The sequence below is a fragment of the Streptomyces sp. NRRL F-5650 genome, from assembly GCF_000721365.1.
GTDB classification, from domain to species: Bacteria; Actinomycetota; Actinomycetes; order Streptomycetales; family Streptomycetaceae; genus Streptomyces; species Streptomyces ardesiacus.
On sequence record NZ_JOGV01000004.1, the window covers coordinates 55,035 to 68,606 of the forward strand.

Annotated in this window: 11 protein-coding genes; 5 read left to right on the plus strand and 6 right to left on the minus strand. The window is 74.9% G+C overall.

The annotated features are described in order from the left end of the window. The first annotated feature begins 20 nt into the window (after positions 1-20). On the plus strand, positions 21-1,028 hold the full coding sequence (locus IG88_RS0106165) for a hypothetical protein (protein ID WP_031035837.1): 1,008 nt from the start codon (positions 21-23) through the stop codon (positions 1,026-1,028). Between the two features lie 9 nt (positions 1,029-1,037). On the opposite strand, the gene IG88_RS0106170 is transcribed toward IG88_RS0106165, so the two are convergent. Together IG88_RS0106170 and IG88_RS0106175 are read right to left on the minus strand one after the other, a co-directional pair. Continuing rightward, positions 1,038-2,558 (minus strand): phytoene desaturase family protein, encoded by a 1,521-nt coding sequence (locus tag IG88_RS0106170; protein ID WP_031035839.1) that lies wholly within the window; start codon positions 2,556-2,558, stop codon positions 1,038-1,040. Between the two features lie 454 nt (positions 2,559-3,012). After that, positions 3,013-3,642 carry a TetR/AcrR family transcriptional regulator gene (locus IG88_RS0106175; protein WP_031035841.1) on the minus strand — a complete coding sequence of 210 codons (630 nt, stop codon included), beginning with the start codon at positions 3,640-3,642 and terminating at the stop codon, positions 3,013-3,015. 184 nt (positions 3,643-3,826) lie between these two features. Here IG88_RS0106175 and IG88_RS43255 point away from each other — a divergent pair, with 184 nt between their 5' ends. From IG88_RS43255 to IG88_RS0106190, 3 genes are all read left to right on the plus strand, one after another. After that, positions 3,827-4,414, plus strand: a complete 588-nt coding sequence (locus IG88_RS43255) for an SAV_6107 family HEPN domain-containing protein (RefSeq protein WP_031035842.1) — start codon at positions 3,827-3,829, stop codon at positions 4,412-4,414. 147 nt (positions 4,415-4,561) lie between these two features. Continuing rightward, entirely contained in the window at positions 4,562-5,389 is an 828-nt protein-coding gene (locus IG88_RS0106185) for a methyltransferase (RefSeq protein WP_031035844.1), read from the plus strand. Between the two features lie 276 nt (positions 5,390-5,665). Next, the gene (locus tag IG88_RS0106190; protein WP_030402154.1) at positions 5,666-6,070 is read left to right on the plus strand and encodes a spore wall synthesis complex protein; all 405 of its coding nucleotides are present in this window, start codon (positions 5,666-5,668) and stop codon (positions 6,068-6,070) included. A 177-nt stretch (positions 6,071-6,247) separates the two neighbouring features. Here IG88_RS0106190 and IG88_RS0106195 read toward each other — a convergent pair whose 3' ends face one another. From IG88_RS0106195 to IG88_RS0106210, 4 genes are all read right to left on the minus strand, one after another. After that, positions 6,248-8,638: a transglutaminaseTgpA domain-containing protein gene (locus tag IG88_RS0106195; protein WP_031035845.1), complete on the minus strand. Its 2,391-nt coding sequence runs from the start codon at positions 8,636-8,638 to the stop codon at positions 6,248-6,250. Positions 8,639-8,882: 244 nt separating this feature from the next. Then, positions 8,883-10,244: a DUF58 domain-containing protein gene (locus tag IG88_RS0106200; RefSeq protein WP_031035847.1), complete on the minus strand. Its 1,362-nt coding sequence runs from the start codon at positions 10,242-10,244 to the stop codon at positions 8,883-8,885. Continuing rightward, complete coding sequence (locus tag IG88_RS0106205; RefSeq protein ID WP_420712074.1) at positions 10,244-11,311, minus strand: AAA family ATPase; 1,068 nt, start codon at positions 11,309-11,311, stop codon at positions 10,244-10,246. Before IG88_RS0106205 ends, IG88_RS0106200 begins: the two co-directional genes overlap by 1 nt. A gap of 276 nt (positions 11,312-11,587) precedes the next feature. Next, the gene (locus IG88_RS0106210) at positions 11,588-12,142 is read right to left on the minus strand and encodes a beta-class carbonic anhydrase (RefSeq protein ID WP_078861416.1); all 555 of its coding nucleotides are present in this window, start codon (positions 12,140-12,142) and stop codon (positions 11,588-11,590) included. A 422-nt stretch (positions 12,143-12,564) separates the two neighbouring features. Between IG88_RS0106210 and rsmH the strand changes: the two genes are divergently transcribed. Continuing rightward, positions 12,565-13,521, plus strand: coding sequence for a 16S rRNA (cytosine(1402)-N(4))-methyltransferase RsmH (gene rsmH, locus IG88_RS0106215; RefSeq protein WP_078861417.1), 957 nt, complete (start codon positions 12,565-12,567; stop codon positions 13,519-13,521). The last annotated feature ends 51 nt before the right edge of the window (positions 13,522-13,572 follow it).

Sequence of the window (13,572 nt, forward strand, 5' to 3'; positions counted from 1 at the left end):
CCACTGGGAGAGGGGCGTACATGGGCTGGACGGTCCTCTACATCGCGTTCGGCGTCGTCGCGTTGTGGCTGCTGGGCGAAGTGCTGCTGCAGTACAAGGCGCGACTGCGCTGGCGGCTGCTCGCCTTCGGCGGCTTCGCGGGCGTCGTGGCCGGTGTGCTGATGTCGAACGTGCTCGTCATCGGGGTAGGCGCCGCCGCCTTCGCGGTCGGCCAGACCTACGTCACCCTGTCCTTCCGCCGCGGCTTCGAGGCGGGCTGGGCGGTCAACGCCCCGGCGAGCCTCGTCGGCAAACGCGCACGTCCCGAACGGGGCGGCCACACCCCGGAGCCGGAGGCCCCCGGGGCCGGACCCGTCGACGGAGCCCGGGACCATCACGACGGCTACGACGAGCGCGTCCAGGGCCACGTCCCGGTCCCGGACCAGGAGGTCCCGGCGTACGGGTCCGACGACCACGACCACGACGACGTCTTCACCCCCGCCCGCCCCGCCGCCGACCCCACGGCCGCCGAGACCACCGCCGTCTACGCACCGCAGCCCATGCCGGACGACACCGGCTCGTACGGCGTGTACGCCGACTCCGGTTACGGCACCGGCCAGCAGCCCGCGGCCGCCCCGGGCGCCGACCAGAACTACGCCTACGACTACTCGGGCTACGGGCAGCAGCAGGGGTACGGCTACGACACCGGCGCCCAGCAGCAGTACGCCGCCTACTCCGACCCGTACATCGGCACCCACACCTACGGCGGCGGGACGTACGACACCGGCGGCTACGACACGAGCGGCGGGCAGCAGCAGTACGGCCAGCAGGGGTACGGGCAGGACCCGTACGCCACGGGTGCCACCGGCACGTCCGGCGCGCCCGGCGGCTACGGCGGCGAGACCCCGCCCGGCGGAGTGTGGGTGCCGCAGCAGCGCAGCACCGACGACCCCTACGGCGGCGAACTCCCGGCCGAGCAGCAGCCGTACCCCTACCAGGGCAACGGGCAGGCGCAGGGCCAGGGTTACGACGAGCAGTACCGCTACTGAGGACCCGGCTCACTGGGAGCCGCGGAACTCCGGTCCCTCCACCACGAGTCCGGCGACCAGCGCGCCCGACATGCCCGCGTGCGGAAGACCCCCGCCGGGGTGCGACCAGCCGCCCACCGTGAACAGGCCCTCGGTGCGCGTCGAGTTCGCCGCGTGCAGCAGGCGTCCGCCGGCCGCCGCCAGGGCCGGCACCGGGATCGCTCCGTCCGGCACACCGGTGTCCGCCGCCACCTCGGCCGGGGTGCGCACCTCGTGCCACAGCAGCCGGTCCCGCAGCCCGGGCACCGCCCGCTCGGCCGCGTCGATCAACTGCTCGGCCCCGAGGGCGTACACCTCGGCCGTGGGGCTGCCGGACGCGCCGTTCAGCGCGGGCACCGTCGCGCGGAGGGTGACCGCCTCGTGGTCCGCGTCCGGGACCAGCGCCGGGTCGTCGGGGCGCAGCACGGTGACGGTCGGCCGCGCGGCCGGCCCGGGAGCGGCGCCGAAGACGCGGTCCAACTCGGCCGTACGGTCCGCCGCGTGCACCACCGTCCGGTGCGCCGTGCCCCGCGGACGCGCGCCGCGCAGTGCGAGGAGCACCGTCAGCCTGCTCGCCCCACCGCGCTGCGGCGGCACCTCGTCCTCGCCGCGCACCGGTGAACCCCCGCGCAGGCGGTCCAGCACCCCGGGAGCCACGCCGGAGACCACGAACTCGGCCTCCTCCAGGGTCCCGTCGGCCAGCTCCACGCCCGCCGCCCGGCCGTCCTTCTCGACGATCCCGGTGACCTCGGCCTCGAACCGGAACTCCACCCGGCGGGCCAGGCACCGCTCGTACACCGCCCGCGCCAGCTCCCGCAGACCCCCGCCGCGCACGTACCACACGCCGAACGCGTACTCCATGTACGGCAGTACGGCGGCGTTCGCCGGGGCGGTGCGGGGGTCCAGGCCGTACGCGAGGGCGTGGCTCTCCAGCAGGGCGGCCAGCCGGGGGTCGCGCAACTCCCGGGCACCGACCTCGGCGAGCGTGCCGGCCCGGCGGGTGCGCAGCAGCCGTCTGTGCGGGACCGCCGGGTAGGGCTCGCGCTCGGCCAGCACCCGCCAGTTCGGCCAGAGCGGCTCCTCCAGGAGGGGGCGGCGGGTGCGGTCCCAGGTCTCCCGGGCCCGCACCAGGAAGTCGCCCCAGCGCTGCCCGGCGCCCGCACCGAGCGCGGCGTCCAGGGCGGCGACGACGCCCGCGCGCGAGGCGTTCGGCAGGGAGACCTCCGTGCCGTCCGCGAACACGTGCCGGGAGGAGGGGTCGACCTGGACCAGGTCGACGCACGACTCCAGCGGCTCCTTGCCGGTCTTCACGAACAGATCGCGCCAGACCGCGGGCAGGGGCAGCAGACCGGGACCGGTGTCGAAGGAGAACCCGTCCCGCTCGAAGCGCCCCAGTGCCCCGCCGTAGGTCCGCCCCCGCTCGTACACCACCACCCGGTGGCCCGCGACGGCCAGCCGGGCGGCCGCCGCCATGGCGCCCGTCCCGGCGCCGATCACCGCAATCCGTGCCATGCCAGGGACCCTATCCGCCGCCACCGGCACTCCCGCGCGAGGGCTGAGCACCGGCACGGACGTCCCCGTGACCGGTCGGGCGGGCCGCCTCGTGGGCCGGGGTGCGCACGGCTGAGTAGGTGTACCTAGATCGGCAGATGAGTACCCGGGCGGATGGGCTCCGACCTGCGGGGACGAGAGAGTGGAGACACGGAGAGGGGCACGGCTCCGGCACCGGCGGCACGGGGCGCCGGAACGGAGCCGGGCCCGCGATCCGCTCCTTCCGCCGGCCGTGGCCGGCGGGAGCGAGGCACGGGGGAGCCCGGAGGGACGACCGGCGACGGGAGTTCCGACGAGGGGACGTACGGGGGAGGACGCGCCGGTCCGACGGCGGCCCGCGGGGGACGCGGCCGCCAGGGACCGGCGCTCCTTCGTGCGGCCGGCCGAACCGTCCCGCCCGCTCGGCCCGGCCCGCTCAGCCCCGCCCGCTCACCCGCCCCTGGAGCAGCCGGGACAGCGAGGCGTGCACGTCGTCCAGGGAGCGCTCCGGCTGGAACGCCTTCCAGTCCAGCGCGGCCACCAGAACCATGCCGACGAGCGCGGCGGCGGTCAGCGGCACGTCGATCTCCTCGCTGAACTCCCCGCTCGCCACACCCTCGCGCAGCACGTCCTCCACCACCGCCACGGCCTCCTGCCGGACCACCAGCAGCGTGGACTGCCAGGCCCGGTTGGTGCGCCACAGCTCGGCCACGTAGAGCTGGGCGAAGGCCGGGTAGCGGTCGATGAAGACGAGCCCCGCGCGGATCATCGCGTCCAGCGCGTCGACCCGGCCGAGCCCCTGCCGAGCGGTCCCTTCCGCGGCCTGGCGCAGCGAGGCGGTCAGCAGCCCGACGCCGTGCCGCAGCAGCTCCTCGAAGAGGACGGACTTGCTGGCGAAGTTGTAGTAGACCGTGCCCTTCGCGACCCCGGCCCGCTCGGCGATCTCGTCGACCGTGGTGGCGGAGAAACCCTGTTCGGCGATGAGGGTGACCGCCGCCTCGTACAGCTTCTGCCGGGTGGCCGCACGACGGCTGCCGCGCTGCGAGGCGGTGCTGCTGCTTTCCATGGTCCCGATTCTCACAGCACCCCGCGGGGCGCGGTCACCGCAGGCCCGGGCGGCCCCGGAACCGAACGGCCGATCGAAGCGAAAGGCCAGGTCAGAACGGATTGTCAGTGGCATACCTCACGATGGGCACATACGGCACCTCCTGCCGGGAGGGCGCCGTCACGGAGACGACAGGAGGATCGTCATGGCCCACTCGTCCGCAGCCGCCGCCCGGCGGCGCCGCGCAGCCGGCCCTGCACCCTCACTGACCGGACCGGCGAGCGACGTGCACCCCGTGCTCCGCCGGACGACAGCCCCGCCCGCCGCTCTCGGCCTCCTCGCCCAGGCCCGGGCCGGACTGGAGGAGGCCACCGCCCTCGAAACGCCGAACGAGCGGTACGCGACGGCCCACCTCGCCGCCCTGCGCACCGCCGCCGCCGTGCTGGCCGCGCGCGGCCGCCCGGAGACCAGCCCGCGGGCCAGGGCCCGCATCCGCAGCGCCTGGGAGGTGCTGCCCGAGATCGCGCCCGAGCTGTCCGACTGGAGCGCGCTGTTCGCCTCCGGCGCGCACCGCCGGGCCCGGGCCGAGGCGGGCATCCAGGGCGCCGCGGGCACCCGGGACGCCGACGACCTGATACGCGACGTCGCGATGTTCCTGCGCCTGGTGGAGCGGATGCTGGTCCTCCAGCCGGTCCTGCCCCAGCCGCGCCCCGACACCGACCCGCCGGGCCCGGAGCATCCCGGCCGCCCCGGCGCCGGGCACCCGGGCCGCGACCTGCCGGACGCGGGGTGAGCGCGGCGTGAGCGGGTGACCGGCGGGCGCGGCCGAGGCAATAGGGTGGGAGACGCCTGAAGCCTCCCCCTCCCCGCGCGGGCGGGGGCGGCAGCCCGTTCGCTCCGCCCGTGTCCGAGGCGGTGCCGCGCCGAGGAGTCAACTGCCGTGTCGGACCCGATGCGCCCGCCCGCCTCCCACCCCCGACCGCAGACGGCGTCGCCGCGCTCCGAGCCCTCCCGTTCCCGGTCGGCTCTGCGTACCGCCGTGGTCTGGGACGTCCTCCAGGACGCCCTGGAGCGCCGGGTCAAGGCCACGGGCCGGCAGGCGCTGGACGTCCTCGACACCGGCGGCGGCAGCGGCAATTTCGCGGTGCCCGTGGCCGGCCTCGGCCACCGCGTCACCGTCGTGGACCCGAGCCCCAACGCCCTGTTCGCGCTGGAGCGCCGCGCCGCCGAGGCCGGGGTCGCCGACCGCGTGCGGGGCGTGCAGGGGGACGCCCGCGGCCTCTTCGACGTGGTGGAGCGCGGCGGCTACGACGTGGTGCTGTGCCACGGCGTCCTGGAGTACGTCGACGACCCCGCGGAGGGCGTGCGCAACGCGGTGTCGGCCCTGCGCGAGGACGGCGTGCTCAGCCTGCTCGCCGCGGGCCTGGGCGGCGCGGTGCTGGCGCGCGCCCTCGCCGGCCACTTCACGGAGGCCCGGCAGGCCCTCGCCGACCCGGACGGCCGCTGGGGCACCGGCGACCCCGTGCCGCGCCGGTTCACCGCCGAGCAGCTCACCGGGCTGGTCGAGGCCGCCGGCCTCCGCGTCGGCGCCGTGCACGGCGTACGGGTCTTCGCCGACCTCGTGCCCGGCGTGCTGGTGGACACCGAGCCGGGGGCCGTGGAGGCCCTGCTGAAGCTGGAGGCCGCGGCGGCCGAACTCGCCGCGTTCCACTCCGTGGCCACCCAGCTCCACGTGCTCGGTGAGACCCGGGGTGCGGACGAGGCCTGAGCGCCTGCCGGGGTGAGGCGCTGATCAGGGGCGCGACTGCAGATGGAGTACGCCACAGGCCCCCCGAACGGGGGGCAGTCGCCGTATGATCGAGGGAGACGGCCCGGCATGACGGGTCGGCCGCTGGGGAATGGGAACTTCAGCGAGCCGGCACGGCCATGACGGAGTCCGGTTGGTCAATTGGCGCAGAGGGGCGGGTTTCACGGGGGCGATTCCCTGCCTATCCTGAAGAGACCCCCCGGGTCGCCCCGGCGACTGCACGATGAGGAGGACTCCGTGCCGCTCTCGGAGCACGAGCAGCGCATGCTCGAGCAGATGGAGCGAGCGCTGTACGCCGAAGATCCCAAGTTCGCGACAGCGCTCGAGGGAAGCGGGCTGCGTACGTACACCCGGCGACGGGTCTACCAGGCGGTCGCGGGCTTCCTCGTAGGTATTGCGCTCCTCATGGCCGGAATGGTCGCCCAGCAGGTGTGGCTCAGTGTCGTGGGCTTCCTGGTCATGCTGGGCTGCGCGGTTCTCGCCGTGACCGGCTGGCGCAAGGCCCCCAAGCCGGGTGAGCAGCAGGCGGCCGGTGCCGGTCCGCAGGCGGCTCGTCGCCAGCAACGACAGAAACGCTCCATGATGGACCGCATCGACGAGCGCTGGCAGCGCCGCAGAGACGAGCAGCAGGGCGGCCAGTAGCGCCCGAGCAACCGCTCACAGTGCATCCGCGTGAGGGGGTGCCCACCCGGACGGTGGTCACCCCCTCACGCATGCCCGGGAGCCGAACCCTGGAATGCCGCGACCGCGGGGAGGATTCCGGCAGGGGCCCGGGAGGTCTCCGTGGGCGCCGTCCCGGCGGGGCGGCGCCCATTCGGCTCAGCCCTGCTGGTCCGATGTCCTGCGCCACACCGGGCGGGCCGCCGCGACCCGCCGTTTCAGGGCCGCCCACCGGGCCGACACCGCCCACGCCACCCGTACGGCCGAACGCGGGGCGAGCCGTGCACGCAGCCGCGCGGCGCGCCCCGCCGTGGCCCGCAGACCGGCGGTGGCCAGCCGGACGTCCTCCGTCAGCCCCGCCGTCGGCCGCGGGCGGGGCGCGTACAGCACCTGTTCCACCGCGTCCGCCACCCGGTGCACCGCCGCCGCGGCCGCCGGGTCGAGCCGGCCCAGCCGGACGACACGGGCCGCCGCCTTGCGGGTGGTCTGCGACTCCTCCGGCAGGATCCCGAGGTCCCATGCCGTGTCGGTCAGCTCCTGCCAGACCGCGAGGGTGTGCGGACCGGCGTCCGCCTCGCCCCTGCCGTGCGCCCCCAGCCGCCGCGCCCTCACCCGCAGCCGCCACAGCAGCGGCGCGAGCGGGACCGACAGCACGACGAGTCCGGCCAGGACCCAGCCCAGCAGCGCGTACCACGGGGGTCCGCCGCCCCCCGTGACCGGCACGGCCACCGCGGACTCGGTCGCACACGCGTCGAGCTTCTTGTCCTCGGGGGAGCAGGCGTCGCTCTCCGAGGGCGCCGCCGACGGCTCCGCCTGGGAGTTCCGCGACGGCAGGGCCGGGTCCGGCACCGAACTGCCGGGCCGGTCCGTGACCGTGTACGCCGGGGTCGACCCGCGCGTCGGCGTCGGCTCGAAACGGGTCCAGCCCACGCCCTCGAAGTACACCTCCGGCCACGCGTGCGCGTCGCGCAGCCCCACCGAGACCGAGCCGTCCGCCTGCGGGGACCCCGGGGCGAAGCCCACCGCGACCCGGGCCGGGATGCCCAGGGAGCGGGCCATCGCCGCCATGGCGAAGGAGAAGTGGACGCAGAAGCCCTCCTTCTCCTTCAGGAACCGGGCGATCGCGTCCGAGCCGCTGCCGATGTCGACCTGGGTGTCGTACTCGAAGCCGCCGTTGACCGCGAAGTACTCCTGGAGCCTGACGGCCTGCTCATAGGGGTTCGCGGCACCGGCGGTGACCTCGCGGGCGGTGCGCGGGACCACGCCGGGCAGCGAGTCCGGCAGCTCGGTGTACTCGCGCAGGAGCGCCGCCGAAGGCTGCGGCGCCGCGGCGAGCTGCTGCGCCGTCGGCTGCAGGCTCAGGCTCCGTACCTCGTAGGTCAGCCCCCGGGTGTTCTGGCCGTGGTCGCCGACCAGGGTCATGCCGACGGGTTCGTAGCGCCAGTTGCCCGCCACGCGGACCGCACTGGGCGGGTAGGGCATCGGCAGCCAGTCCTGGGCGAAATCGTCCGCCGCCGAGATCAGGGACCGGATCTCGGTGCGTCCGACGTCGGGGCCGAGCCCGGCCGGGGTGGGGAACGTGCCGTCCGGCACGGCGGTGATGTGCCGCTTGGACGGCTTCCAGGTGGTGCCGTCGAAGTCGTCCAGGGAGACGATGCGCAGGTACAGGTCGGACAGGTTCTCGGAGTCGGTCCGGAGGGTGAGGACCTCGCGGTCCTCGTCCACGTTGAGACTGTCCCGCAGGGAGACCAGCGGGTTCACCGCGGAGATGGTGCCGCCGCCCCCGCTCCCCGGGCCCACGCCGCCGCGGGCCCCGTCCAGCAGCCCGCCGTCCATCGCGGGCAGGGCGAGCGGCACCACCAGGGCGATGCCCAGCGCGAAGGCGCCGATGCGCCGGCCGGTGCGGACCGGGGCGAGCGCGCGCCCCTGGCCGGCCCCCGGAGCGCGCGGCGAGCCGCCGAAGACCCGGCCCCACTGCGAGAGCCGGTCCCGCCCCTCGGCCAGCAGCAGCATCAGATAACCGACCGCCGCGAGCAGGAACCACAGCCAGTCGGCGCCGCCCTCGGACAGGCCCGCGGCCACCGAGTACAGCGCGAGCAGCGGCAGACCGGCCGGGGCGGCGCTGCGGAAGGACACCGCGAGGGCGTCCACCAGCAGCCCGATCACCAGGACGCCGCCGACGAGCATCAGGCGGATGCCCTCGGACTCCAGCGGCGCCGGGATCGCGTACCGGGCGATGTCGTCGCCACCCAGCCGGAGCAGGTCGGCGAAGTGCTGGAAGGCCTGCGGGCCGGGGAACAGCCCGGCGACCGCCTGCTGCCGGGCGAAGACCAGCGTCAGCAGCACCAGCGTGACCAGGGCCTGGGCGGCGATGGTCAGCGGCCGGGCCAGCGGCACCCGGCGCGCCACCGCGCCCACCCCGGTCTGCACCGCCAGCAGGACCGCCGCCTGCAGAATCCACGTGGCCGGGTCGACCAGCGGCAGCAACGCGCACGCCGCCATCAGCGTGGCCGCCCAAGCACACAACGCCAGCCGCGCCCGTCCGCTCATCGCCTCGCCCTTCGGCCGGTGGTCGTGGTGGGGGCCGGGCGCGGTCCGGTACCGACCGTCCGCTCCCGCCGCCCGCGTGTCCGGCGGTCGGTGCGCGTCGTGGGCCGTGTCCGCCGGCCCGCTCCGGCCCGCGGGTCCGGCCCGGGGGCCGGGGGCCGCCGGTGCGCCGACCCCGCGTGGCCGGTCGCCTCACCGGTCGCCTCACCGGTCGCCTCAAGGGGATGTGCCGGCCGCCCGCGTCCGCTCATCGCGCCGCCTTTCCGCCGGCCGGGGTCGTCAGGGTGGTGCGCTCGCGGTCGGCCGTGCGCCACAGCTCCTCCACCGAGGCGCCCCGGGGGACGGTCACGGCGGTCCAGCCCGACTCGCGGAGCATGCGCAGCCGTTCGCCGCTCCCGTCCAGGGGGCCGGGCGACTCGGCCGGTTCCCGGGACCAGGTCTCGCTGTCCAGGAGGAAGGCGAGGGCGCCGCCGCTGCGCTGCCGCATCTTGGCGGCCACCGCGGCCTGCTCCTCGTCCAGGTCCCCGAAGAACGCCACCAGCAGCCCCTCGTTCCCCCCGCGCAGCGTGTCGTAGGCCGCGGACAGACCCGTGCCGTCGGAGTGGTCGATCACCGCGAGGGTGTCCAGCATCAGTCCGGCCGCCTCGGCCGTGCCCTGGCTCGCCCCCGCGAAGCCCTCGGCGCCCTCGCCGGGCACCGAGTCGCCGGTGTCGGTGAGCAGCCGGACCGAGAAACCCCGCTCCAGCATGTGCACCAGCACCGACGCCGCGCCGGACACCGCCCACTCGAAGGCCGAGTCGGGGCCCGCGCCCTCGAAGGCCACGCCCCGGGTGTCCAGGAGCACCGTGCAGCGGGCCCGCTGCGGCTGCTCCTCGCGGCGCACCATCAGCTCGCCGTACCGCGCGGTGGAGCGCCAGTGGACCCGGCGCAGGTCGTCGCCGTACCGGTACCCGCGCGGGATCACGTCGTCGTCGCCGGCCAGGGCGAGCGAGCGCTGCCTGCCCTCGCCGTACCCCTTCGCCTCGCCGCTCAGCCGCACCGGCGGCAGGGCCTCCACGCGCGGGATCACGGTCAGCGTGTCGTACGCCGAGAAGGAGCGGGTCAGCTCGCACAGGCCGAACGGGTCGGTCAGGCGCAGTTGCAGCGGCCCCAGCGGATAGCGGCCGCGCAGGTCGGAACGGACCCGGTAGGACACCTCGCGGCGGCCGCCCGGCTCCACCCGGTCGAGCACGAAGCGGGGACGCGGGCCGAGCACGTAGGGCACCCGGTCCTGAAGCATCAGCAGACCAGTGGGCAGCCGGGAGACGTTGTCGACGCGCAGGTGGACCCGGGCCTCGCTGCCCGCGGGCACCCGCCCGGGGGAGAGCCGGCGGCTGCCCGCGACCCGGTAGCGCGTGCGGTGCAGCACCACCGCGCAGACCAGCGGCAGCACGCCCAGCAGCAGCCCGACGCGCAGCAGGTCGCTCTGCCCGAGGACGTAGGAGCAGATCGCGGCGGCGATGCCCGCGGCCAGGAAGGACCGCCCGCGGGTGGTCAGACCGGCCAGCGCGGTCCGGATGCCGCCCTCGCCCCGGTCCTCCCCGGCCCCGGCCGTCCCCCCGGCGTCCATCACAGCCTCCGCGGCGGCTGCTGACCGTACGCCGACGCGGCGCGGCCCACGCCGAGACCCTGCCGGGGCTCCGCCGGCACCGGGGTGCGCTGCAGGATCTCCTGGACGACCTGCTCGGCGGTGCGGCGGTTGAGCTGGGCCTGCGCGGTCGGCAGCAGCCGGTGGGCCAGGACGGGGACCGCGAGGGCCTGCACGTCGTCCGGCAGCGCGTAGTCCCGGCCGCTCAGGGCGGCGGACGCCTTCGCCGCGCGCAGCAGGTGCAGCGTGGCACGCGGCGAGGCGCCGAGTCTGAGGTCGGGATGGGTGCGGGTCGCCGCGACCAGGTCCACCGCGTACCGCCGGATCGGGTCCGCCACGTGGACGCCGCGGACCGCTTCGATCAGCTTCAGGATCTCGTGCGCGTGCGCCACCGGCTGCAGGTCGTCCAGGGGACTGACCCCGCCGTGCACGTCGAGCATCTGCAACTCGGCGTCCGGGCTCGGATAGCCGATGGAGACCCGGGCCATGAAGCGGTCCCGCTGGGCCTCGGGCAGCGGATAGGTCCCCTCCATCTCGACCGGGTTCTGCGTCGCCACCACCATGAACGGGCTGGGCAGCTCGTAGGTCTGGCCGTCGATGGTGACCTGGCGCTCCTCCATCGACTCCAGCAGCGCCGACTGCGTCTTCGGCGACGCGCGGTTGATCTCGTCGCCGATCACCACCTGCGCGAAGATCGCGCCGGGCTTGAACTCGAAGTCCCGGCGCTGCTGGTCCCAGATGGAGACCCCGGTGATGTCCGAGGGCAGCAGGTCGGGCGTGAACTGGATGCGGCGGACCGAACAGTCGATGGACCGCGCCAGCGCCTTGGCCAGCATCGTCTTGCCGACCCCCGGGACGTCCTCGATGAGCAGGTGTCCCTCGGCCAGCAGCACGGTCAGCGAGAGCCGTACGACCTCGGGCTTGCCCTCGATCACGTCCTCCACCGAACCGCGGACCCGCTCGACCACGGCGGTCAGATCTTCCCCCACGCTCCCGTACGCCCGCGCGGCGGAACCCTCCCGGCCCACCTGGTCGTCATAGGTCGTCACCCGGCCCTCCTCGGCCTTGCCCCGCACTCCCTGAGCGATGGGGGTACCCCAACTTGCCGGGCCGGTCCCACTGCGCGGACCGGCCCACCCCGAATCACGGACACCGCCCGGAAAAAGTTCCGTGCGACACCACTTCCCGCATTCTCGCCGCCGTTACCGATTCGTGTCACTGCCTGTGGACAACTGGTCGCGACACGCGGCGCCCGGGACCCATGGGCGTGCGGCCTGCGGGCGCCTGCCCGGCGGGATCGTCGGAGCGGGCCACCGGGACACGCGTCAGGCGGGGTCGACCTCGCGCAGCAGGCCCGTCCTGACGTCGAAGACGAAACCGCGCACGTCGTCGGTGTGCAGCAGGAACGGCGAGGTGCGCACCCGCTCGATCGACTGGCGCACGTCCTGGTCGGCGTCCCGGAAGGCCTCCACCGCCCACGCCGGACGCTGGCCGACCTCCAGCTCCAGGTCGTGCCGGAAGTCCTCGGTGAGGGACTCCATGCCGCAGTTGGTGTGGTGGATCAGGGCCACACTGCGGGTGCCGAGCGCGCGCTGGCTGATCGTCAGGGAGCGGATCACGTCGTCGGTGACGACGCCGCCCGCGTTGCGGATCGTGTGGCAGTCGCCGAGCTTCAGGCCGAGGGCGGCGTGCAGGTCGAGGCGGGCGTCCATGCAGGCCACCACCGCGACGCGCTGGACCGGGCGGGCGTCCATCCCGGGGTCGCTGAACGCCGAGGCGTAACGGGCGTTGGCCTCGACGAGCCGGTCGGTGACGGTGTGGTCGGCCGCGGTGGCGGATGCGGAGCCTGCGGGTACCGATGCGGAAGTCGTCATATCCATGACGTTACTGGCCGTTCCCGCCCGTGGCCCGCTCCGAAGCGGGACAAAGAATGTCATCGGAGCCGGTTGTGAGCCAATCCACAGGGTGGTGCGCATACGGCCGTACGAGTGAATTGCCGTGCCGTGCCGGTTTGCGGACGCCGGCGGCCGCGACGCGCAGGCCGGTTGATTGACCGGGCGACACCGTGGACTAAAGTGACGCGAAGCGGGAGGCGAGGGTCTCCCTGCTGGACTGAATTCCCCGGAGACCTGGGCGACGCCCCGCCAGATCTCCCCACGTGCGCGGCGCGTACGTACGGCTCGGCCTCCTCCCGCTCCCGGCCGGCCGACGCTTTTGGCGCCGGCAGGCATCCCCTTCAGATGCGAGCGGGAGGGGACCCGGCGGTGCGTGACGCCGTACCGGACCCGAGAGGCCGCCCCACTTGAGCCAGAGTCGACACGTCCCGGTGATGCTCCAGCGGTGTCTGGACCTGCTGGCGCCCGCCCTCCAGGAGCCGGGAGCCGTGGTCGTCGACTGCACGCTGGGACTCGGCGGACACAGCGAGGCGCTCCTCGAACGCTTCCCCGAGGCCCGGCTCGTCGCACTCGACCGCGACAAGGAGGCCCTGCGCCTGTCCGGCGAGCGGCTCGCCCCGTACGGAGAGCGCGCCACCCTCGTGCACGCCGTCTACGACGAACTGCCCGACGTGCTCGACCGGCTCGGCGTCCCCCGCGTCCAGGGCGTGCTGTTCGACCTGGGCGTCTCCTCCATGCAGCTCGACGAGGCCGGCCGCGGCTTCGCCTACGCCCAGGACGCCCCGCTCGACATGCGGATGGACCAGAGCACCGGCACGAGCGCGGCCGAGGTCCTCAACACCTACCCGCCCGGCGAACTCGTCCGCATCCTGCGGGCTTACGGCGAGGAGAAGCAGGCCAAGCGGATCGTCTCCGCGATCGTGCGCGAGCGCGAGAAGGAGCCGTTCACCAACAGCGCCCGCCTCGTCGAGCTGATCCGCGCGGCGCTGCCGCAGGCCGCCAAGCGCACCGGCGGCAACCCGGCCAAGCGCACCTTCCAGGCCCTGCGCATCGAGGTCAACGGCGAGCTGTCCGTGCTGGAGCGGGCGATCCCGGCGGCCGTCGAGGCCCTCGCGGTGGGCGGACGGATCGCCGTACTGTCGTACCACTCGCTGGAGGACCGGCTGGTCAAGCAGGTGTTCGCGGCCGGCGCCGCCAACACCGCGCCGCCCGGCCTGCCCGTCGTCCCCGAACGCTACGCGCCGCGTCTCAGGCTGCTGACGCGCGGTGCCGAACTTCCCACCGAGGAGGAGATCGCCGAGAACCGGCGGGCGGCACCGGCACGGCTGCGCGGCGCCGAGCGCATCAGGGAGTCCCTCGGGTGAAACGAGCCAGGCAGGCCCGGCACGGGTGCGGACCACACCGTCTGGGGGAGG

Coding starts and splice junctions, on each gene's coding strand:
- IG88_RS0106175 (WP_031035841.1), bottom strand. CDS start 3,642: ATGGAAAGCAGCAGCACCGCCTCGCAGCGCGGCAGCCGTCGTGCGGCC.
- IG88_RS0106170 (WP_031035839.1), bottom strand. CDS start 2,558: ATGGCACGGATTGCGGTGATCGGCGCCGGGACGGGCGCCATGGCGGCG.
- IG88_RS0106165 (WP_031035837.1), top strand. CDS start 21: ATGGGCTGGACGGTCCTCTACATCGCGTTCGGCGTCGTCGCGTTGTGG.
- IG88_RS0106200 (WP_031035847.1), bottom strand. CDS start 10,244: ATGGACGCCGGGGGGACGGCCGGGGCCGGGGAGGACCGGGGCGAGGGC.
- IG88_RS43255 (WP_031035842.1), top strand. CDS start 3,827: ATGGCCCACTCGTCCGCAGCCGCCGCCCGGCGGCGCCGCGCAGCCGGC.
- IG88_RS0106210 (WP_078861416.1), bottom strand. CDS start 12,142: ATGGATATGACGACTTCCGCATCGGTACCCGCAGGCTCCGCATCCGCC.
- IG88_RS0106195 (WP_031035845.1), bottom strand. CDS start 8,638: ATGAGCGGACGGGCGCGGCTGGCGTTGTGTGCTTGGGCGGCCACGCTG.